Source organism: Streptomyces africanus, assembly GCF_030816955.1.
Classification (GTDB): Bacteria; Actinomycetota; Actinomycetes; order Streptomycetales; family Streptomycetaceae; genus Streptomyces; species Streptomyces africanus.
This window is the reverse complement of record NZ_JAUSYP010000001.1, coordinates 4,772,904-4,791,649: the sequence shown is the minus strand read 5'-3', so window position 1 is coordinate 4,791,649 and position 18,746 is coordinate 4,772,904. Positions and strand designations below refer to the sequence as shown.

The 18,746-nt window shown below is 67.1% G+C and carries 18 protein-coding genes and 2 pseudogenes; 4 read left to right on the top strand and 16 right to left on the bottom strand.

The genetic code is table 11. From position 1 onward, the window contains the following. Positions 1-421 precede the first annotated feature (421 nt). On the bottom strand, positions 422-1,324 hold the full coding sequence (locus tag QF034_RS22330) for a LysR family transcriptional regulator (protein WP_307176636.1): 903 nt from the start codon (positions 1,322-1,324) through the stop codon (positions 422-424). A gap of 188 nt (positions 1,325-1,512) precedes the next feature. Here QF034_RS22330 and QF034_RS22325 point away from each other — a divergent pair, with 188 nt between their 5' ends. Next, on the top strand, positions 1,513-1,806 hold the full coding sequence (locus QF034_RS22325) for a DUF1330 domain-containing protein (protein WP_220647298.1): 294 nt from the start codon (positions 1,513-1,515) through the stop codon (positions 1,804-1,806). Positions 1,807-1,858: 52 nt separating this feature from the next. On the opposite strand, the pseudogene QF034_RS22320 reads toward QF034_RS22325, so the two are convergent. From QF034_RS22320 to QF034_RS22295, 7 genes and pseudogenes are all read right to left on the bottom strand, one after another. Then, positions 1,859-2,218 (bottom strand): annotated as a pseudogene (locus tag QF034_RS22320) (virginiamycin B lyase family protein); the annotation flags it as partial. Next, positions 2,217-2,507: pseudogene (locus QF034_RS41740) on the bottom strand (Vgb family protein); the annotation flags it as partial. The pseudogenes QF034_RS22320 and QF034_RS41740, both read right to left, overlap by 2 nt. Positions 2,508-2,555: 48 nt before the next feature. Further along, the gene (locus QF034_RS22315; RefSeq protein ID WP_307176634.1) at positions 2,556-3,290 is read right to left on the bottom strand and encodes a TniQ family protein; all 735 of its coding nucleotides are present in this window, start codon (positions 3,288-3,290) and stop codon (positions 2,556-2,558) included. Next, positions 3,287-4,339: a TniB family NTP-binding protein gene (locus QF034_RS22310; protein ID WP_307176633.1), complete on the bottom strand. Its 1,053-nt coding sequence runs from the start codon at positions 4,337-4,339 to the stop codon at positions 3,287-3,289. The genes QF034_RS22315 and QF034_RS22310 overlap by 4 nt, the downstream gene beginning before the upstream one ends. Beyond that, a complete protein-coding gene (locus tag QF034_RS22305) occupies positions 4,336-6,228 on the bottom strand; it encodes a Mu transposase C-terminal domain-containing protein (RefSeq protein WP_307176632.1) in 1,893 nt (630 codons plus the stop codon). The genes QF034_RS22310 and QF034_RS22305 overlap by 4 nt, the downstream gene beginning before the upstream one ends. Next, positions 6,225-6,983, bottom strand: a complete 759-nt coding sequence (locus QF034_RS22300; protein ID WP_307176631.1) for a TnsA-like heteromeric transposase endonuclease subunit — start codon at positions 6,981-6,983, stop codon at positions 6,225-6,227. The genes QF034_RS22305 and QF034_RS22300 overlap by 4 nt, the downstream gene beginning before the upstream one ends. Before the next feature lie 329 nt (positions 6,984-7,312). Continuing rightward, positions 7,313-8,509, bottom strand: coding sequence for a Shedu anti-phage system protein SduA domain-containing protein (locus QF034_RS22295; protein WP_307176630.1), 1,197 nt, complete (start codon positions 8,507-8,509; stop codon positions 7,313-7,315). Positions 8,510-8,851: 342 nt separating this feature from the next. On the opposite strand from QF034_RS22295, the gene QF034_RS22290 reads away from it, so the two are divergent. After that, positions 8,852-9,406 (top strand): hypothetical protein, encoded by a 555-nt coding sequence (locus QF034_RS22290; RefSeq protein ID WP_307176629.1) that lies wholly within the window; start codon positions 8,852-8,854, stop codon positions 9,404-9,406. Positions 9,407-9,493: 87 nt separating this feature from the next. Here QF034_RS22290 and QF034_RS22285 read toward each other — a convergent pair whose 3' ends face one another. The 8 genes from QF034_RS22285 to QF034_RS22250 form a co-directional block, all read right to left on the bottom strand. Beyond that, positions 9,494-10,453 carry a hypothetical protein gene (locus QF034_RS22285; RefSeq protein WP_307176628.1) on the bottom strand — a complete coding sequence of 320 codons (960 nt, stop codon included), beginning with the start codon at positions 10,451-10,453 and terminating at the stop codon, positions 9,494-9,496. 29 nt (positions 10,454-10,482) lie between these two features. Continuing rightward, positions 10,483-11,505, bottom strand: coding sequence for a glycosyltransferase (locus QF034_RS22280; RefSeq protein ID WP_307176627.1), 1,023 nt, complete (start codon positions 11,503-11,505; stop codon positions 10,483-10,485). Further along, on the bottom strand, positions 11,505-12,797 hold the full coding sequence (gene serS, locus QF034_RS22275; protein ID WP_307176626.1) for a serine--tRNA ligase: 1,293 nt from the start codon (positions 12,795-12,797) through the stop codon (positions 11,505-11,507). The genes QF034_RS22280 and serS overlap by 1 nt, the downstream gene beginning before the upstream one ends. Then, positions 12,790-13,503 (bottom strand): histidine phosphatase family protein, encoded by a 714-nt coding sequence (locus QF034_RS22270; protein ID WP_307176625.1) that lies wholly within the window; start codon positions 13,501-13,503, stop codon positions 12,790-12,792. Before QF034_RS22270 ends, serS begins: the two co-directional genes overlap by 8 nt. Then, positions 13,500-14,426: an aminoglycoside phosphotransferase family protein gene (locus tag QF034_RS22265; protein WP_307176624.1), complete on the bottom strand. Its 927-nt coding sequence runs from the start codon at positions 14,424-14,426 to the stop codon at positions 13,500-13,502. Before QF034_RS22265 ends, QF034_RS22270 begins: the two co-directional genes overlap by 4 nt. Beyond that, the gene (locus QF034_RS22260) at positions 14,426-15,676 is read right to left on the bottom strand and encodes a methionine adenosyltransferase (RefSeq protein WP_307176622.1); all 1,251 of its coding nucleotides are present in this window, start codon (positions 15,674-15,676) and stop codon (positions 14,426-14,428) included. The genes QF034_RS22265 and QF034_RS22260 overlap by 1 nt, the downstream gene beginning before the upstream one ends. A 79-nt stretch (positions 15,677-15,755) precedes the next feature. Continuing rightward, positions 15,756-16,649 (bottom strand): aminoglycoside phosphotransferase family protein, encoded by an 894-nt coding sequence (locus QF034_RS22255; RefSeq protein WP_307176621.1) that lies wholly within the window; start codon positions 16,647-16,649, stop codon positions 15,756-15,758. A 62-nt stretch (positions 16,650-16,711) separates the two neighbouring features. Next, positions 16,712-16,909 carry a hypothetical protein gene (locus QF034_RS22250; protein ID WP_307176620.1) on the bottom strand — a complete coding sequence of 66 codons (198 nt, stop codon included), beginning with the start codon at positions 16,907-16,909 and terminating at the stop codon, positions 16,712-16,714. A 212-nt stretch (positions 16,910-17,121) separates the two neighbouring features. Between QF034_RS22250 and QF034_RS22245 the strand changes: the two genes are divergently transcribed. Both QF034_RS22245 and QF034_RS22240 read left to right on the top strand, forming a co-directional pair. After that, on the top strand, positions 17,122-18,162 hold the full coding sequence (locus tag QF034_RS22245; protein WP_307176619.1) for a P-loop nucleotide/nucleoside kinase family protein: 1,041 nt from the start codon (positions 17,122-17,124) through the stop codon (positions 18,160-18,162). Continuing rightward, on the top strand, positions 18,159-18,668 hold the full coding sequence (locus tag QF034_RS22240; protein WP_307176618.1) for a nucleoside/nucleotide kinase family protein: 510 nt from the start codon (positions 18,159-18,161) through the stop codon (positions 18,666-18,668). The genes QF034_RS22245 and QF034_RS22240 overlap by 4 nt, the downstream gene beginning before the upstream one ends. The last annotated feature ends 78 nt before the right edge of the window (positions 18,669-18,746 follow it).

Genomic DNA, 18,746 nt, shown 5'->3' with positions numbered 1-18,746 from the left:
GGTGGTTTCCAGCAGGGCGTTGTACGTTGACATGGCTTGCCGCCGCGCACCAGCCCTTCAGGGGGTCTTTCCTGTCTGCCCCCGGCGAACTGTTGTCCTTTGACATCGAAGTTAGTCGTGTGCAGCCCCCTGACCTGGGCCGACTAGGTTGGATGTCAACGATTCCTCGGTTACCCGTGCTTGTCCGGTTCGGCGTCGGCGAAGGCGCGGTATCCGCCGAGATCTCGGGCTGGGCGAGGACGTCGCCGCGGTGTACGACTCGGACCGGACCCGGGGCCATCATCGGATGCTGATCCGCTGGCGTAGCGAGGTCGTGTCGGACATTCAGCAAGACCGCCGTCGTCATCACTGCGAAGTCCGCCGGGCGCAGGGTCTTCGGCCTCGCCACCGCAGGCGTCCGTGTCGCTTGACCGCTTGCGCGTCAGTCCGGCAGCCAGTGCAGCTCGTGCGCCAGGGTTTTGGCGACGGCACGGATGCGGCGGTGTAGTGGTGACTGCTCGCGTGGGAGGACCAGGTGGATCGTCAGGCTGGGCGCGCCTCGCAGTGGTCGCCAGGTGAGACCGGCCGGTTGTACCGTGGCCGCGGCTTCTCCGGCAGGGGCGAGGGTGACCCCGTCGCGCAGGTCGCGTTGAGACATGTCGAAAGAGACTGCGGGCGTGTGGAATCGGGGGTGTGGTCGGGTGTCTCGGAACAGTGCGGACAGCTGATCGTGGATCACGGGGTTGGCCGCACGGTCCGGGAGTCGCAGCGGATACGCGGCCGCGTCGGCGATCTCGATCTCCGGGTGTTCGGCCAGCGGATGGTGCTGCGCCAGCTGGACCCCGACGCGCATACGCCGCAGCAGGAACCGGCGCACGCCACGGCCCGGCTGTTCACCGCGGGTGATCCCGGCATCGATGCGGCCGTCGGCGACCGCGGGGGAGATCTCCGGTGTCGCCATCGGGACCGCGCCGACCTCGAGTCCGCTGTTGCCGCGAATCAGCCTGTCCACCAGGGCCGGTGCCGTCTCGGCCCCGGTGCTGAGGCTGTATCCGATGCGCAGCGTGCCCAGTTCACCGGCCGCCGCGCTCCGGGCGGTGTCCCATGCCCGGTCCAGCGCCGCCAGCGCGGGCGGCGCGGTCTCCGCCAAAGCCGCACCGGCCGTGGTCAATACGACGCTACGCGTGTTGCGGACCAGCAGGGCCGTACCGAGTTCCGCCTCCAATCGGCGCATCCGGGCGCTGAGTGCGGGCTGTGCGATACCGATCCGTGCGGCCGCGCGGGTGAAGTTCAACTCCTGCGCCAGCACCAGGAAGTACCGCAGGCTCACCGTATCCGGCGCCACGTGCTCTCCCTGCCGATTGATAACGATTCGTTCTGAGTCTATCCCGTACCGGTCTTTCCCTCGACCGCGGATCAAGCCCTAACCTGCGCGTATGACGATTCAACTGACCGCAGTACCCGTCACCGGGATCGATCGATCTGAGTGTCAATTCGAAGTCGGACGTGTCCGGCCGAACACAGGAGGTTTCCATGGCTAAGGGCTACTGGGTCAGTGTCTACCCCGCCATTTCCGACCCTGAGAGGCTGACTGACTACAACGAGCTGGCGGGTCTGGCTGTCCGGGCTGGGGGCGGGCGCGTCCTGTCCAATTTCGGTCGAGTCGTCGCCCACGAGGCCGGAATCACCGAACGCGTCGTTCTGATCGAGTTCGACGGCTTTGAACAGGCGGTCGCGGCATACGAGAGCGAGGCATACCAGAAGGCGCTGGTGGCCCTCCCCGACGGCTTCGAGCGCGACTTCCGCATCGTCGAAGGCATCGACTGACCGGCGGGCCCAGCCATCGCTGGGCATCCGTCACCTGATACGCCCACGGTGCTCAACGACGACTCACGAGACGAGTTCGAAGCGATGCCCCGCGTCCCAGTTCGTCGTCGACGTCCTCGACGGCCTGATCCCTGTCGGGCGGATCGAAGAAGCGACGCGACGTCCGGGCCAGCTGGACTGTCTCGCTGACCTCGTCGACGAAACTGCTGGTGGTGGCCTCGCCGATCTTGTTTGTGCTGACGTGGGTGAACCACATCTTGCCGTCGGGGCCGGTGGTGATCTGCTCCGGGCGCGCGTCCGCGGTGGGCACCGGGTACTCGGTGATGGCCCCGGCAGGGGTGATCTTCCCGATCTTGTGGCTGTTGTATTCGGTGAACCACATGTTGCCGTCCGGACCGGGGGGTGATGTCGAAGGGCTTGGCGCCGCCGGTGGGCACCTTGAAGTACTTCACCGCACCCTTGGTGCTCATGTTCACGATCATGTTGAGGTTCTCAGCGGTGAACCACAGATTGCCGTCCGCACCGGCGGCAATCCCCACCGGAGTGGAGTTCCCGGCCGGCACGTCGTCCTCCGTGACCACCCCGGCAGGGGTGATCCTCCCGAGCTGGCCGTCCTGGAGCTGGGTCAACCAGACGTTGCCGTCCGGGCCCGTGGCGATGCCCTGAGCCCGGCCGGGCACGCTGTGCTCGGTGATGGTCACCACCGCGGATGCCGGGATCGCGCCCACCCCGCGCCTGTAGCGGAGCGCTCAGTTCCTCCTCGGCTGGCCCGGGTAGGACCCGGCGGGGCGGAGCCGGGTGCCGGTTCTGTAGTCGTGTGCAGCCCCCTGACCTGGGCCGACTAGGTTGGATGTCAACGATTCTGCTCGTGCTGACGCTGTTCGGGATCGTGTGTATCGGATGTAGTGGCGGATGCTGTCGTATGTGACCAAGTAGTCGTGGTGATCCATGAGTTCTGTCCAGATCTGCCTTCCGTTGAGCTTCCTGCCGATCATGCCCTCGACCAGGTCGGCGAGTTCCCCTGTGATGGGGTCGGTCAGCGGACTCGTCTCTGCGGTGATCAGGCGTGGGACCTCCAGGGCGAAGCGGATGTCCGAGCAGCGGAGGTTGTGGCGCTTTGCGAGCGTGCGGATCTGTGTCCCCTTGAGGGCCTCTTGGGCGATGCGGTGGGCCAGGTCTTGGCGCCTGGGGAAGGGATTTCTCCTGGGGAGGCGTCGGCGTGGTCTGTTTGTGCCGCCCAGGGAGTTGGCGTCGGCGAGAGCCCGTTCGAGTGCTTCGGGCGAGTGGCCGGCGGTGGTGGCGAGGTGTTCGAGGAGCGGCCTGCCGAACCACTGCGGTGGGCCGCAGAGATAGCAGTGCAGGAAGCTGGGCTGGAGATGGTTGGCGCGGGCCAGGCGCCGGATGTAGGAGTTGGTGGATTCTCCGAGGCAGGGGCGGATTCGGACCGGCAGCGGCGCGAACCGGGGCGGAAGTTCGCTGTTCATCGCGACGTAGCGGTCTTCGTGGCCATCGACGCCGTGGTGTGGGCGGTGTGGTCGAGCGGAATGGCCTGGAGGCTCTTCTTGGTGATCTTCTCGGTGCCGGTGAGGATGGCGTCGAGGGCGGCTCCGCGGACGGCGTGGGAGAGAGATCCGATCATGCCGCCGGTGTGGCTGTGCAGGAAGCGATCCAGGTCGGTGAGTGTGCCAGGGCGGTGTTCGTGCAGCCGCAGGGTGTCTTCCATGGCGGCGACCAGGCCCTTCCATTCGCTGTTGTAGGGGAAGGGGCGGGAGGGGATCAGGGTGAAGCGGCCGGCGATCTGGGCGCCGCGTGTCCCGGACAGCAGCCCGGATTCGTCGATGTCGATGCCGGCATAGACGAAGGTGGCGGGCAGACGTTCGGAGAAGTACTTGAGGGTGTCGGCGACTTCGGCGCCGTGGCGGCTGGTGAGCGAGATGTTGTGGAGTTCGTCGACCAGCACCAGAGCGGTGCGGGTATCGGTGCAGACACCGACGACAGCCTCGATGATGTCCGTCATGTTCGAGCGTGCCCGCACCGGCAGGCCCAGGAAGCGTGCGAACTCGGTCGCGATCATGCGGGCGGTCGCGGCGGGCGGGACGGTGACATAGACGACCGGAATCCGGTGTGTGGCATGAGGGTGCCGGGCCCGGTCCAGGAGTTCATGGGAGCGCCCCAACTGCGTGATGGCGATGGTCTTTCCGGTTCCCGCCGGGCCGGAAACGATCAGCCCGCGGCGGGCGCTGATCGCGTGCCGGTTCAGCAGCACCAGACGACGGCCGCAGATCGCCGTCCGCTCGACGAACGAGGTGGCGACGGTGAGCATCCGAGCGTGATGGTCAAGGCGGGACTCGTCATAGAGATCCCGCTCGGCTGGGTTCATCTGCTGCCAAGCACTGCGCGACGCCAAGACCGGGGGAGTGGGTGGGCCGTCGATGAACCTGCGCCATCCAGTCAACGTGTTCAGCTGCCGGTCGGCCTCGGCGTCGGTCTCCTGCAGCACGGTGCGTCGGGCCGCCGGTTTGGAGATGGTCACGTGCGCCTCCAAGGATCGGCCAGCGGGTCAAACAGGCCCAGCGGGATGACCTCTGCCAGCGCGGAGTCCGCCCTGTCCTCGTCCATGGGCTCGCTCCCGGCCGGTGGATCAGGAATCTCCCTGCTCGGGGCGGTCGCTCGGGTGCGGGCTGCGACCCGGCGATCCTTCCTTGATCGTTTGGCGGGAGGGCTCTTCTCGCTTCCAGGGCCGTTGTGGGCGCGCTTGAGCAGGGCGGCTGCCGCTTCCGCGATCTGACTTTCGCTGCCGTTCGGAACCTGCCGGCGGGCGTGATCCCAGGCCATCTCGCCGAACGGGACGCCGACGCGGTGCAGGTGCCGCCAGAACACGGTGATCCACCGGTCCCTCTCGCCGCGGCGGTCGCGTACCCAAATCCGGGAGATGTCGTAGGGGTCGTAGTGGACCTCCCACAAGCCCTTCTTCTCCGCGACCCCGGAGTGCTGACGGCGCAGTGGGTTCAACTCCGGGCTGTCGTAGGTGCGGCGCTTGATCCGGATGCCGTAGGCGTTGATCGCGTGCCACCGCTCCGGCAGAAGCTCGACGTAGTCCTCACCGCTCAACGGGGCCGGAACGTAGCCGCACGACTCCAGCAGCATCGCGTACTTCTCGTTCGGCGAGAACGCCCGCTTCGGCGTGCTGGGATCGCGCAGCGCGTCGTGCGGCCGGTTCTGCCAGACCGTGACAACCCACTTGTCCAGCAGGTCCTGCAGCTCGGGCAAGGACCACAACGGCCCGTCTTCCACACGCCGGCCACGGCGCTCCACCGAGCGGCCGGTGTACCCCGCGACGAACTGCGCGAACAGCGTCGCCACCGATCCCAGCGTCTTCTCGATCACGCCCTTCTCGAAGGGCGACGCCTTGTGTGTCGGCTGTAGCGAGACGCCCAAGAAGCGGCAGGAGGCACGGAAGTTGTGTGAGATGAACACCTTGCCGTGATCGCAGACGATCGTCTCTGGAACGATCACCGGCCGCGCCGCCGCCTGGTCCAGCCGCTCGTCCAGGGCCAGCAGCCGCCGGTGCGGCAGGACCGACCGGGACATCCGCAGCGCCTGTGGCCAGCCCGGCCGCATCGTCTCCGGTGTGATGCTGCGGGCCAGGAGAGCAGAGACGTCGGCCGCCTTCGTCGTCGGACGCAGCACTGCCGCCGTGATCGACCTGGACGCGATGTCCACCAGCGCGGTCAACTCGACCTTCTCCGCGACGCCGTCATCCAGCCGTACCAAAACGTCCAACGGAGTGGAGTCGATCTGCATCAGCTCGCCCGGCGCGACAGCCGGGACTTCCCCGAACGGGCCGGCCGGACGCGCCTGCAACGAACGGCGTGTCCTCGCCGAACCGGTCGCGTGCGTGCCGACCGCCAACTTGTCGAACAGCCGATAAAGCGTGCGCTCCGTAGGCAATTCGATGCCGTCGGCGTCCTCGCGGGACTCCAGGATCTCCTTCGTCCGCCAGATGGTGAACCGGACCGTCCTCGAGGAGGCATCGGTGGTCTCGGCGATCGCCTGCCTCATTGCCTCGACCACCAACGGGGAAATCTGGCCGAAGTCCGGCAGCTTCTTGGCCGACCGGCCGTCCGCCAGCCCGACCAGCCCGTCGCGCTGATAACGCTGGCGCCGCTGCTTGATTCCACTGGCCGTCATCCGATGGCCCGCCGCGGTCAGCTCGGCGGCCTTGGCCCGCTCCCGCTCGGCCAGGCAACGTTGCCGAGGGTCGAACTCCGGTCGCGGCACTGCCCCGTGGGGAGCATCCGGCGGCAATCCGTGCAGCACCTCCAGGATGTGTCCTTCCCACCAACGGGCCTGTTCAGCAGCCTTCTTAGGGAACTCCGCGATCCGCGCAGTCGGCGGGACCCGACGCTCCTCGCTCGTCATCCGGCACTCCCGCCAGCCCGGCGCACGACCGTGCGCGGCCCGAGCAGTTCGATGTCCATCTGCTCGGCCGACAACTCGTGCTTCCACAAGAGGTGGAACAACACAGGCAGCGTCGCGAGCCGGTCGCCAGCCCCATCAGCCCCGGCCATCAGCGGCCCCGGCTGCGAGAAGACCTCCAACAGCCGAGCTGCTACCGGCTCCCGTCGGCAGCGGGGGTGCCGGTAGCGCGACAGCCACCGGACATTCGCCAATAGCACTGCCTCCGGCGTCCCCACCCGCTCGAACCTCCACCCAACTTCCGCGCAGGCCCTGCGCGTCAATTCGAACGCTTCGGCGTCCCGCGGCGCGATCCAGTCGTCGGCACGGACATCGACGACCACCGCCGAGCCATCGACCCGGCGTACGAAGAAGTCCGGGGCATGCCGACGCTCACGTTCCCCGTCGTGCCAGTGCAGCCAGAACGGCTGGGACGCTATCCCCACCACAGCAGGATCGAAGTCCATGAGCACCAGCCGGTCCCGCTCCAACCACGACTCGAAACCGACGTGCTGCCCTGTAGTCGCCGCCCAGTACCACCCGGGGAAATGGCGCCCACCCCACGACCACCGAAACGGCCGGACCGGCACCGCGTCTTCGAACCTGGCCGTCGCGCAGTCCAGCAACGGACGACGCCGCTTACTCCCGCGCTTGTCGTCCACACGACACGACACCTCGATGTACGGGGCAGCGCTCTCCACCCCTGTCGATACCGGCATTCGACACCCCCAGCGTGATCACCCCTCCGACTAGATTCACTGTCAGAAAAGCCGAAACGACTGAGTTCGCTGTCAAACGCCTCGATTGGATGACAAAGGACAACTGTTGTCCGCTGCCATCGAATCCAGTCCGTTGAAGGTTCCCGACCTGCACGGACTTGGTTGGTTGGGCAAGACCGGTTGTGCCGCTGCACGGTTGATCAAGCCCAGTGATCTCGCGTAGTGGAGAGCGTCGTCGATCTGGCCACGGGAATTATCAGCGGCGCCGACTGGGGTGAGGCCGGGGCCGTTGAAGGGCCCGAGTGTGTCCGCGAGCGACGTCCCTGCTACTAGTCCAGGTCGAGGTCTCCGGTTTCCTCGTCGAGCAGGCCCCGGGCCATAGAGTCGGCGCGGCGGGCGGCGCGCAGGAGCCAGTCATACGTCCGGACCTCGATCCGGTCATTGGCGGACCGGCGATCCCGAATCTCGCGGGCTCTGTCCGTCCCATCCTCCCGTCCCATAATGATGAGTCCGCGTGCGTCCATGGTGATGCCTGGAAGCTTTTCCCGGGCGGCCAGGAGATTGGTCTTCAGCCACTCGCGCCAGTCCTGGATCTGTTCAATGGCATGGCGCAGTGTGGGAGATTCGCGCCCGTTGCCGACGTTGGTGAGCCGCGCCGTGGGGCATTCGAGTTCGACGAGGTGCCAGCGCATCCCTGCCGAGGTCTCACTGGCGATGAGGAAGTCCGAGACGTATTGGTCGCCCAGACGAACCTGCGGTCGGACCCATACCCCGTGGTTGCCCGTGATCATGTTGGCGAGGAGTGCTGGGTGGTTCTCCAGAACAACCTGCATCGGCCGTTCCTCGGTGGCGCTGTCAAGGGCCTCTTGGAGAGCTCGACAGTCCGCCAGCGAGGAGCGGCGGGGGACCTTCCAGTTGTCGAGCAGCGCGAGCTCTCGGTTGGTGACACGCGCAGGGTGCCGGTCCTCGGCAGCGACCTCCTCACGTGCCCTGGTGAGAAGCTCGCCATGGTCGGCGTCGCTGACCTTCGCGACGCGCTTGACAGTGTGGGGCCACGCTCTTCTGCCGAGGCCACCGCGGAAGTTCAGCTGGCCGTTGAGGCTGATCGAGCTGATATGCCCGTACCGGTCCTCCTCGGGCTTCCTTCTCCTCACGGTGATGGCGACATCACCCACCTCGGGGCGTAGGCGTTCGAGGTGGTGGACCGTTCGCCGTGCCCAGGCGACTTCGAGCCACGCGTCCAGAAGATCCCGGCTGCCTATCTCTTCGAGGACTGGGACGTACAGGTTCGTCTCAGTTGCTACGCGGGCGAGGTAGTAGTACTCCGGCTCGTCGATCGGGGGGTGCTCTCGCAGGCGCAGTGGTTTTGCAAGGTGAGCGCGGAGCAGGGCGGCAGCGACGGGGGTGGGTGTGCCCGGCACCAGAGGAAACCTCAATTGGTCGGCGATGGCATGCTGCTCTGCGGTCGGTCCGGCGTACAGATGGCCAAGCGCATCCGCGACCAGCTGCCAATTGGTCTCAGTCACCGATGTTGTCCTCCGTGCCGAACGGTTGGGCCTGGTCTTGTTCGTCGCGCCCCACGAGTGCTCACGCTGCACGACTAGGTTCCTGTCATACACAGCCGAAGCAGCTGGGTTCGCTGTCAGACGCCCGATCGGGTGACAGGGGACAACTGTCCCTCGACAGCGAAGTCAGCCGTGTGCAATGCGCTGCTCTCGGGTCGCCTGGGTTGGCTGGTCAACGGGAGGCTGATCTGCCCATCTGAAGCCGGTGGTAGCCGGAGACCGTGACGACGTCGGCAGGGACCTTGCGGATTGCTCACGGGTGCGGGACGGCGATGTCGCTGGCGCCGGATAGCGTCCCGAAGCATGCCGATACCTCTGGACGTCCTGGCACTGCAGGCGATCAAGGACGTCGTCACTGTCACCACCGGTGAACTTGAGTGGTCATGTTCCGACCCGCTCGACCCGGATGCCCGTGCGCTGCCCTGGGGGGGCGTGTACGCATGGTCATCGCGGCTGACCCACCAGGTGCTATACACCGGGAAGGCTTCGGGGAAGAACAGCCTGCGCAGTCGGCTCGGCGCGCAGGAGCTGCGCTGGGTGCGCGAGGGCCATGAGGCGGTCGAAGCCGGGGCAGGCGAGGCACATACGGCGAACCACTGGGAGTCGTTCAGCCGTGTGATGGTCGCCCGTGACGCCGTGGTGTGGTGGGCTCCGACCTCGGATGCAGCGGCAGCCCGGCAGTGGGAGCGCAACCTGCTGCAATGGGCGATCCGGGAGACCACCGCGGTGCCGATCGTCAACGGCGGTGCCTGGTGGAACCGTTCTGCGTTCTGGGCCGCTGCCCGTTCCTGGGCGCAAGCAGCCGCAGGCCGGGCCGCCGCGTGCCGCAGAGCCGATGACCTGGCGCAGGCGGCCTGATCACGGTCGCGCTCTCTCGACGACGGCCGACTTCGCTGTCATATACCTCTGGTGGATGACAGGAGACGCAAACCCATGCAGGGTGCTCTAGAGGCGCATCTCTTCCTCGATGGCACGGGCGATCTCTGGCCACGGTGCGCGCAGCGCACTAACGAGCGACCAGTAGCTGTACATATCCCGGACCAGGGCTCCGACGCCAAGGCGTGCCGCGTCTCGGTCGATGGTGCCTATGACTCGCCGGGTGATTCCTCCCGCCCCTCGGGCGGCCGGGGTGATCCCGTGCCCGAGGAGGAGCGTGGCGGTTCTGATGGCATCCAGCGTGGTCGGTGGCGCAGCCCCAGCAAAACGGCCGTAGATCAGCTGGTGCCAGCGCTCCTGGGTGCGAGCCCATGCCAGGCGTTCCAGTCCGCTGCCGAGGTCTACGGCCATGCGGTCTGGGTTTTCGGTGTTCCACAGAAGGACGATGTCGCCGAGAGTGTGGTCCAGATGGCGGAAGCGCAGCGTGATTCCCTCGACCTGTCGCCGCCGCCACGAGGACAGCTTGCCGTAGACGCTCAGGTGCCGTGCGTGGAAGCCCAGTTGGGAAAGGACTGTCAGCCAGCCGTCGATAACAGCGCCGTACTCGTCGAGACTGCCTATGTGTTGGACCCGGGAAACGTTGACGAAGGAGGTCAGGAAGCCGTCCTTCAAGAGTCCGGCGGCGTCGCGCTGGCCTGTGAAGCGAACTACCGGCTGCGGAAGGAACCCGCTTCGGTACGTGCGGAGTTGGCCGTCCTTGAGGAGTGGGTCGAGTGCCTGGACCGCGGAGATGGTCAGTTCGGTCTCCCGACCCCAGCGGAGGGGAAGGCAGGTATCACGTGCGACCCCAGCCCGGGCGAAGCCGGTCTCCAGGGAGTTGAGCAGCTCCCTCCAGGAGGGCGGTCGACGCGGTGGACTGTAGGGCGTACCGCGGTTCGGATGGCGGACCTCGATGTGATGGCCGTCGCCCGTGAACTCCCAATGAGCGCCTAACGCGGCGCGCATAACGATCGGTATCTGCTTGGCCAAGACTTCTCCGGCCATGCCTTGCGCGCGGGTCAGCACGGCCGCGTTGCCATCGCCTGGAAGTGGCGTGCAGGGTCGAAGCGCCGCATCCCGATGTCTTGGACCCCGCGGTGGTCGAGACTCTCCGCCTGCGCGATCGCGTCGGCGAGCCTCCGTGCCGCTGTCTCATCGTCCTCCCGCGGGTCGACGACGGCGACCGCGCCCGTCTCGTCGCACAAGGCGGCTTGGGCGCAGGTCCCATCCCGCCACGTCAGAGCGGCCATCGGGGTGCCGGCGCGGAGAGATTCACCGAAGACAGCGGCGCCGGCTTCCACGTAGGCGCGGGCGTACGTGTAGACGAAGACGGACGCCTCGGCGATCGCGGCGGTCTTGTCGGGGCCGCCGAGTTCCCCGATCCACTTGACGTGGTCGGCCGTAAGGAGGCGCTCGTGCCGCCGCACGTACTCCTCGTCGAAGACGGGACCGACGATCCGGATCCGGCGGCCGAGGATCTGTGCCGCCCGCACCGCGATGTGCGGGGCCTTGTCCTCGTCGATCCGGCCGAGCCAGACGAGGTCGGTACCGGCGGTGGCCGGAGGTTCCTCCTCGCGGAGGCCGAGGTGAACAGCGAGTTCGGGGATCGGTCGGTGGTCGGCGTAGCGCTCGGTCATCTCGGGCGAGTAGCAGTAGAGCCGCGATCGCTGGCCGTCGAACGCGGTAGCTGTGTGCTGGAAGACCGGCGAGTGCTGGAACGTTGCGACGTCGCAGTCCAGCTCACTCCACGTGCGAGTCCAGTCCGGAAGCGACGGATACTCGTGGCCCACGACCAGGAGGTCGTACCTCGCGTCGCGCAGCTCGCGCTCGGCGAGCGTTCCGGGGGTGACGTCCTCCAGGCGGACCGGCTTGCGGACCCAGTCTTCTTCCAGGTCCGCGAGCCAGCCAGGCCCAAGGAGGTGTACGTCGGCGCCTGCGGCGCGGGCGCCTGTGGCGACCGCCCACAGCCATCGTTCGATGCCGCCGTATCCGGCGGGTGGAAAGGCGTAGCTACCAGGGAAGTCGCAGACGCCGACGAGCACTATGCCTCCGGTGTTCCGTCCGCCGAGATACGGCGGAAGCCGAGGTACGGGACGAGGGATTCGGGCAGGAGGATGGAACCGTCCTGCTGCTGGCACTGCTCAAGGAGAGCGGCCAGGGTGCGGCCGATGGGCAGGCCGGAGCCGTTGAGGGTGGCGACGAGCTTGGGCTTGCCGTCCTCGCCACGGGTCCGGATGTTCGCCCGGCGGGCCTGGAAGGTGCCGAAGTTGGAGACCGAGGAGATCTCGCGGTACGTGTTCTGGCTCGGGATCCAGACTTCGATGTCGTAGGTGAGCTGGGCGGAGAAGCCCGTGTCACCGGCCGCCAGCTTGATGACGCGGTAGGCGAGGCCGAGTTCCTTCAGGCACGCCTCGGCGTGACCGATCATCTTCTCCAGCTCGGCATCGGCCTCCGCCGGCTCGACGAGCCGGACGATCTCGACCTTCGCGAACTGGTGCTGGCGGATCAGCCCGCGGGTGTCGCGGCCGTACGAACCCGCTTCGGACCGGAAGCACGGGGTGTGCGCGGTGAGCGCGAGCGGCAGCTCCGCCGGGGGGATGATCTCGTCGGCGTAGAGGTTGGTCAGCGGGACCTCGGCCGTCGGGATGAGGAACAGTTCGCGGTCGGCGACGCCGGTCTTGAACAGGTCCTCCTCGAACTTCGGGAGCTGGCCGGTACCGGTCATAGTCTTGCGGGTGACCAGGTAGGGGACCGCGTACTCGACGTAGCCGTGCCGACGGGTGTGGAGGTCGAGGAAGAGCGTCGCCAGGGCGCGCTCAAGGGCGGCACCGGCACCGCGAGAGACCGCGAAGCGCGGGCCGGACAGTTTCGTCGCCCTGCCGAAGTCGAGGATGCCCGTGGCCTCACCGAGGTCGACGTGGTCTTTCGGCTCGAACGGGAACGCGGGGGGCGTACCAACGCGCCGGATCTCCACGGCAAACTCCTCGGAGTCGCCGTCAGGGGCCGAGTCGTCCGGCAGGTTCGGGATGCTCAGCAGCAGATCGCGCAGCTGGGCCTCGATCTGTTCCTGGCCGGCCTCGATCTCGCGGATCTGCTCCTTCAGCTCGCGGGCGCGCTCCTTGAGCTTGGAGATGTCGCCGCCCTGTTTGGCCGTCTGCTGGACCTCGCTGGCCACTCGCTTGGACTCTGCCCGCAGTTCGTCAGCCGAGCGGATGTTCTGGTTGCGCCGAGAGTAGAGGGACTCCAGCTCGGACAGGTCCAGGGTGTAACCGCGACGAGCGAGCCGACGAACCGCTTCGGCACCCATGTCGATCAGGGCGCGGGCATCATGCATGAGGAAGATCCTTCTGATCCTGCGAGTGGGATGGGGATGCGGAATCGACGGTAGCAACCGCCGAGTCGTTCCCGTTCCGGAATATCCTCCCGCCATTGGTATCGGCGGCACGGCGCTCAGCGCCTTCAAGATCGTTCATCAGCGTCCCGATGAATTCCGGCAGCTCCTCGTCGGGGATGGCGATGGGCTCAACGTACGGTGCCTCGGGGAAGAACAGAGGCATGGCCTGATCAGGAGTCCGGGCGCGGTGCCACAGGAGTACGGAGACCAGTAGGCCGTGGGCCACGAGGACGCGAGGGCCGGGGTGGTCGAGAGCCGCGAGGACCCCCGTGAGCATCCTTCGGATTCCCTCGATCTGCGACTCGGCGCTAGCGGGCGGCCGTTCGTCGGCTCTGTGCTCGTCGAGCCAGGCGGCGTAGTCGAGAAACGGCCCTCCTTCGAAGTCCCCGTAGTCGAGTTCGTTCAGCCGCGGGTCGATGATCAGTTCTGGTCCGGGAACACCCATCAGCAGGTTCGCGGTCTGCTGGGCGCGGGGGAATTCGCTGGCCATCCACGTCCTCACGCTGTGGAGGGGCAAGCTGGACCATCCCCTCGTCAGCGCCTGCCGGCCGTCCTCGTTCAGGTGGATAGGTCTGGCTGGGTCGCCGTTGACGAGATAGCGCCGGCTGTAATCGGTCGGCCCGTGGCGGAGTACGTGAGTCGTCATGGTCGGTTCCCTGGGGTTGGTGCCGACAGCCACGCGAGGACTTCGGCCATCCGAGGTGCGCGTGGATCAGCGGTTTCGAGGTAGTAGAGGAGACCGTCCACTGCCAGGGCCCGGCACCACGGCGCGAGCACGGGGACAGGGATACGCGTAATCCGGGCGGCTGTGGCGAGGCGAGCGTCCGTGCCGTGCCCGAGGTCGTAGTACACGGTCCAGAAGGCCCAGTCGAAGGCGGCGTCACCGACCATCGGGAGGGGATCGATGAACCGCGGGTGCCCCAGCCAGTCGAAGAGCACGTTTTCGCGGTAGAGGTCCGCATGCAGGACCGTCGCGCGGCCGTCGTCCTCCTCCAAGGTCATGAGCTCGGGGAGGATCGCGTTGGCGAGGTCGTGCCACGAGCCAAGATCGACCGACTCCAATCTGCGCCAGATCCGGGGGCGTACTTCCTGGTGCAGGTATGTGGCAAGGAGCGGGAGATCACGCGGTCGGCGACGGAGACGGCCGAAGGTGTGGAGGCCCTGAAGGGCGGCGGCCACCGTTTGAAGCTCCCGTCGCGGCCGCTCGCCGCCGCCCGGCTGGCCACTGATCATCTCCAGGGCCGCCACGGCGAGGTCGTCCGCCACCTCGACGACGTCCACCGTGGGACCGCCCGCCCAAAGGCGCAGGGCGCTCACTTCGTTATGGAACCGGGCGGGGTCGGCCCATGCCTTGAGGAGCAGCGGACGCCCGTCGAGGGTGGCGGCCGTGGCGATGACGGAGGCGTGTCCGGCGTCGTGATATCCGCCGAGCGTGAGCTTCCAGCGCTCCGCCGCCTGATCCAGCAGAGCGGGCACCGCGTCGAGCCACCCGGAGACCTCGGTGCCATAGTGGGTGATCAGGCGCTGACGGCACTCCCGGGAGACCTCTCCAAGCGTCCGCTTCACCATCAGCTCAGCACGATCCCGTCGGAGACCAGCTCGTCGGTGAGGGCGGGGAACTCGCTCAGCGCTTCCTCCACCAACGCCTGGACCTTGTCCACCTCGACGTCCGGGGACGCCAGGCGGACGAGGACGCGCCATGGCTGGTCGAGGCGCTGTCCGGTGGCGCTCACCAGGTGGACCTCGGCGTGCTCCCCGGTCGCCTCATGGAGCCGCTCGGCGAGCCGTTGCGCGGCGATGTTGTAGAGCTTGCCCACGTGATACACGGGGTTCTTGCCGTTGGCCCCCTCCAGGTTCATCGGCCGCAGCGGCGTGATCAGCCCGTTGACCCGGTTGCCGCGGCCGACGACTCCTTCGTCGCCGGACTCGATCGAGCTGCCGGTGTACGTGAGGTACAGCTCGTCCTTCTCGGGGACGTCGCGCGCGTTGAGCCGAAACCGCGCCTCCGTGCCGGGGAGCCGGAGGGCGGCGAACCTCTGGCACTCGGCAAGCACGATCTCCGTGTTCCGCACGTACTCGGCGCGGCTGGCGACGAAACGCGACTTCTGCGGGACGCAGAGCACGACGTCGGCCTGCTCCCCATCCCAGTAGCCCATGAGCTTGACGTCCGACCCACACCAGGCGTGGGCACGGGTGAACTCGCTCTTCCCGGAGAAGTGGTTCACCAGCTCGCGGACGAACGACTCGAAGGTGTTCTCCGGCGCCCAACCGGTGCCCAGTGAGGTGTCGTTGGACAGTCGCACCCGCCGCTCCCGCAGATCCTCGATCGACCTCGGGTTGAACCAGCGCGTGCGATCGGGCGCCTCGTCGCCCGTGAGGACTGCGCCCGGGCTCGAATTGCTGGTGATGTTGAAGACGATGTCGAGGTGGTCCGAGACCTCGGGGAGCCGCTCGGCGAAGAACGCCCGCACCTCGGCCTCCACGATCTCTTCGACGGGAATCCGCTCCCTGCCGCACATGGGCGCGGCACGGCCGTTGACGAGCACCCTGACCGGAGCGGTCATCCGGCCGGCGCCGTACCGGACCTCGCTCGCGCCCCCGAGGAGGGCGAGCTTGTCGAAGTTGTGGTGCAGCACAGCGCCGAAGCGCTCGACCGTGTGGTGGCTGTAGGCACGGGACAGCCGCTCGGCGAGGTGGTCGGCCAAGGTGTCCGGGTGACCGAGGCCCTTCCGTTCGACGATGGTCGTTGCGTCCGGGCGGGCCATGGCGGTGTCGATGACGAGGTGGCTGTTGCCGATGGTCGTGCTGGTACGAGGCATCGCGAACTCCCGTTCTGGGGTTGGCAGGAGGTGGATGCGCGCAGGCGTCAGCGCGCCTGGGCGAGAAGTGAGCGAAGATTCAGCGAGGGACGCCGGCGGCGCGCAGAGCAGAGATGGCCCGAACCAGTGACGCGTAGCCGGCTGAGGCGTGGTCCTCGGCAGCAAGCCGGAGGATGTCGCGGGTCACGATGAGGTCGATGTCCTGAGGGCGACGGCGATCAAGCCAGAGCAGCAGGCGCCAGGCCAGAACAGGGCCGCTGAACGGCAGCCGGGTGATGAGAGCGATGGGGACACGGCCGGGCTTCACGCCCGCGTACAGAAGGTCACGTACGAGGTGGAACGCCGCGTCGGTGTGGTCGACGACGGCGGGCCCACGTGCGCTCGCCTCCCAGTCCACAACGCTCAGTTGGTGCTCGTCGATCAAGAGGTGCTCAGGCTTGAGATCGCCGTGGAGGTAGACGACAGGTTGCGATTCAAGCGGGTGGAGGGCATCGGCCAGTGCTGCCCACCACGGCCGGTGTCGGCAGCGTGGAGAGAGCTGTGCGAGCAGGAAGTGGTGCTGGAGTGCATGGCTTCCTCGATCATCGGTCCAGCCGGGACCAGGTGCGAGTCCGGGCGAAGACCGGTGAAGCCTGTATGCCAGATCGAGGACATGGCCGATGTACTCCTTGATCGCCCGGTCCGTACGCACGTCACACGGCACGCCCGGCAGTGTGCGGAATACCGACCAAGATCCAGCGTCGCACTTCCCTGTGGCCAGGACTTCCGGGACCGACAGACCCCAGTGAGCCGCACGCCGGACCGTCTCCACTTCACGGTGCCGCCGGCCCTCGGGATCAACCCCCGTGTAGACCTTCAGCAGAGAACTGCCGTCGGCTGCCCACTGTGTTCTGGAGTACGGCTTGACGGTCGCACGGCCGAAAGGCCCGTACTGAAGCTCGGCCTCCCGTACCGTCACGTCGCCGTCAAGCACAGGTCTCCCCCTTTCAATGGAGTCATTGCAACGGCTGGACGAGTACGGAGCCGTCGACGCGCTCACAACCTCAGCCCCGACAGCAGTCCCGCGACCGACGCCGTGACGTCCTTAGCGAAGGGGCCGACGTTGTGGGTCCCGGCGAGGTAGAGGCCGAAGAGCGCACACACCACGGCGTGACCCGCTTTGAGCCCGCCTCCTCGGCACAAGAAGACGATCACGATGCCGAGGATCAGCAGGACAGCGACATCGACAGCCATCGCGGAGCCCCTTCCGATCTCGTACGGACAATGGAGACCGAGGCGGACTATGCGGTGACCGCGTCGGTGTGACCATGACACCGGTTCGGGGTTGTGCGGAGTATCACAAGCTGTTGCCGTAGCTGTTCATCAGCAGCTCATGGCCGGTTGGTCCGACTTTTCAACATCCGCTTACACACGGGTTCATGAGAGGCAGACTTAGGCTCCGGATCATGACCAGGGATGGGCAGGCGGTAGGCGCAGTGGGTAAGAGTCGCCCGGGGTGGCGCCCGGACAAGTTGAGGCAGCAACGCGAAGCCCACGGCCTGACGCTCGAAGGCGCGGGCGAGCAACTGCGTGAGGTGGCCGGGGCGGCCGGACTCGCGGTGCCAGCCGCCAACTTCCAGACGCTGTGGCAGCACGAGCAGGGTGAGGTCTATCCCGGCCCGCACTACCGTCGCGCGTACTGCCTGCTGTATCGCGCGACCGAGCCCGAGCTCGGCTTCCGCAACGCCCTGCCCGATGAGGCCAGGAAGCTCAAGTTCACCGAGTCGAGCGAACCGCACAACGGAGCCCACGTGCTGGCTGTGGAACGCGCGTTGCTCCAACTTGCGCCCGGTACCGAGGACGCTGACGGGCAGGGCGTACAGCAGCGGATCCTCGACGCCTGGAAGCGCCGCCACACCGGCGGCGACCCGAACAGGCCGACGTTGATGATGGTCGGTGGCTACGCGGGCAGCGGGAAATCGGAGTTCGCCCGCTTCATATCCCAGCTCACTGGCTGGCCCGTCCTCGACAAGGATCCGATCACGCGCCCGCTCGTCGAGCGCCTCCTTGTAGAGATGGGCAGCGAGCCGAACGACCGGCACACCGACCTCTACCGGGAGAAGGTCCGCCCGCTGGAGTACCAGTGCCTGCTGGAGACCGCGTACGCGAACATCGACTGCGCGATCAGCACCGTGCTCTCCGCCCCTTTCATCGCCGAGGCCACCGATGCTCGGTGGATGCGCCGCCTGATCAACCGCTGCGAAGCACGCGGGGTCACCGTCGTTGTCGTCTGGATCCGGTGCGACATCGACACGATGCACGAATACATCAGCTTCCGGTCCGCCGCCCGGGACAGCTGGAAACTCCAGAACTGGGACATGTACGCCGAAGGTATCGATCTCGAACTTCGTCCTGTCGTACCGCACTTGGTCGTCGACAACCGGCTTGGCTCTGCGATCTCGCTCACGGACCAAGTGCGCCAGGTCTTCGGGACGGTGTTCCAGTGAGGCAGGGCATTCTGCTGTACGGGCCGCCGGCGGCAGGCAAGGACACGGTCACCGATGCACTTGCCGAACTCGATGCGCGATACGTGTCGTTCACCCGGCTGAAGATCGGGGCGGGGAAGACCAAGGGCTACCGGATGGGAACACCGGAGCAGCTGGCTGCCCTCGAAGCACGCGGCGAGGTCGTCTACCGCAACGAGCGGTACGGCAACATCTACGTCGTCGACCGGCCCGGCCTCGAACAGGCCATGGAGGGCGGCAGGGTCCCCGTCGTGCACCTCGGTCAGATGGTGGGAATGGAGCAGGTGGCCGCCCTCTTCCCGGCGCACTGGGTGCGTGTTCTGCTGTGGTGCTCCAAGGAGACCACCGCGCTGCGCTCACCGCAGCGGGGCGACAACGACACGGCTGCTCGGCTGACCGCGTGGGACGCCACCCAGGCCGATCTTGCGGCCCATCCGCAGGCTCAGTGGGGGCTGCGGCGTGGATACGGATATGGCGGCACCTCGTGAAGCCGCGAAGAGGATCGACGACATCGTCCGCACCTCGTCACCCCGCTCCCGATAGCCAGGACGTCAGTGACCCCCGGG

Bases quoted from the DNA above. Each gene is read 5' to 3' on its own strand.
- QF034_RS22325 (WP_220647298.1), top strand. From the start codon at position 1,513: ATGGCTAAGGGCTACTGGGTCAGTGTCTACCCCGCCATTTCCGACCCT.
- QF034_RS22315 (WP_307176634.1), bottom strand. From the start codon at position 3,290: ATGAACAGCGAACTTCCGCCCCGGTTCGCGCCGCTGCCGGTCCGAATC.
- QF034_RS22305 (WP_307176632.1), bottom strand. From the start codon at position 6,228: ATGACGAGCGAGGAGCGTCGGGTCCCGCCGACTGCGCGGATCGCGGAG.
- QF034_RS22300 (WP_307176631.1), bottom strand. From the start codon at position 6,983: ATGCCGGTATCGACAGGGGTGGAGAGCGCTGCCCCGTACATCGAGGTG.
- QF034_RS22290 (WP_307176629.1), top strand. From the start codon at position 8,852: ATGCCGATACCTCTGGACGTCCTGGCACTGCAGGCGATCAAGGACGTC.
- serS (WP_307176626.1), bottom strand. From the start codon at position 12,797: ATGCATGATGCCCGCGCCCTGATCGACATGGGTGCCGAAGCGGTTCGT.
- QF034_RS22270 (WP_307176625.1), bottom strand. From the start codon at position 13,503: ATGACGACTCACGTACTCCGCCACGGGCCGACCGATTACAGCCGGCGC.
- QF034_RS22265 (WP_307176624.1), bottom strand. From the start codon at position 14,426: ATGGTGAAGCGGACGCTTGGAGAGGTCTCCCGGGAGTGCCGTCAGCGC.
- QF034_RS22260 (WP_307176622.1), bottom strand. From the start codon at position 15,676: ATGCCTCGTACCAGCACGACCATCGGCAACAGCCACCTCGTCATCGAC.
- QF034_RS22250 (WP_307176620.1), bottom strand. From the start codon at position 16,909: ATGGCTGTCGATGTCGCTGTCCTGCTGATCCTCGGCATCGTGATCGTC.
- QF034_RS22245 (WP_307176619.1), top strand. From the start codon at position 17,122: ATGACCAGGGATGGGCAGGCGGTAGGCGCAGTGGGTAAGAGTCGCCCG.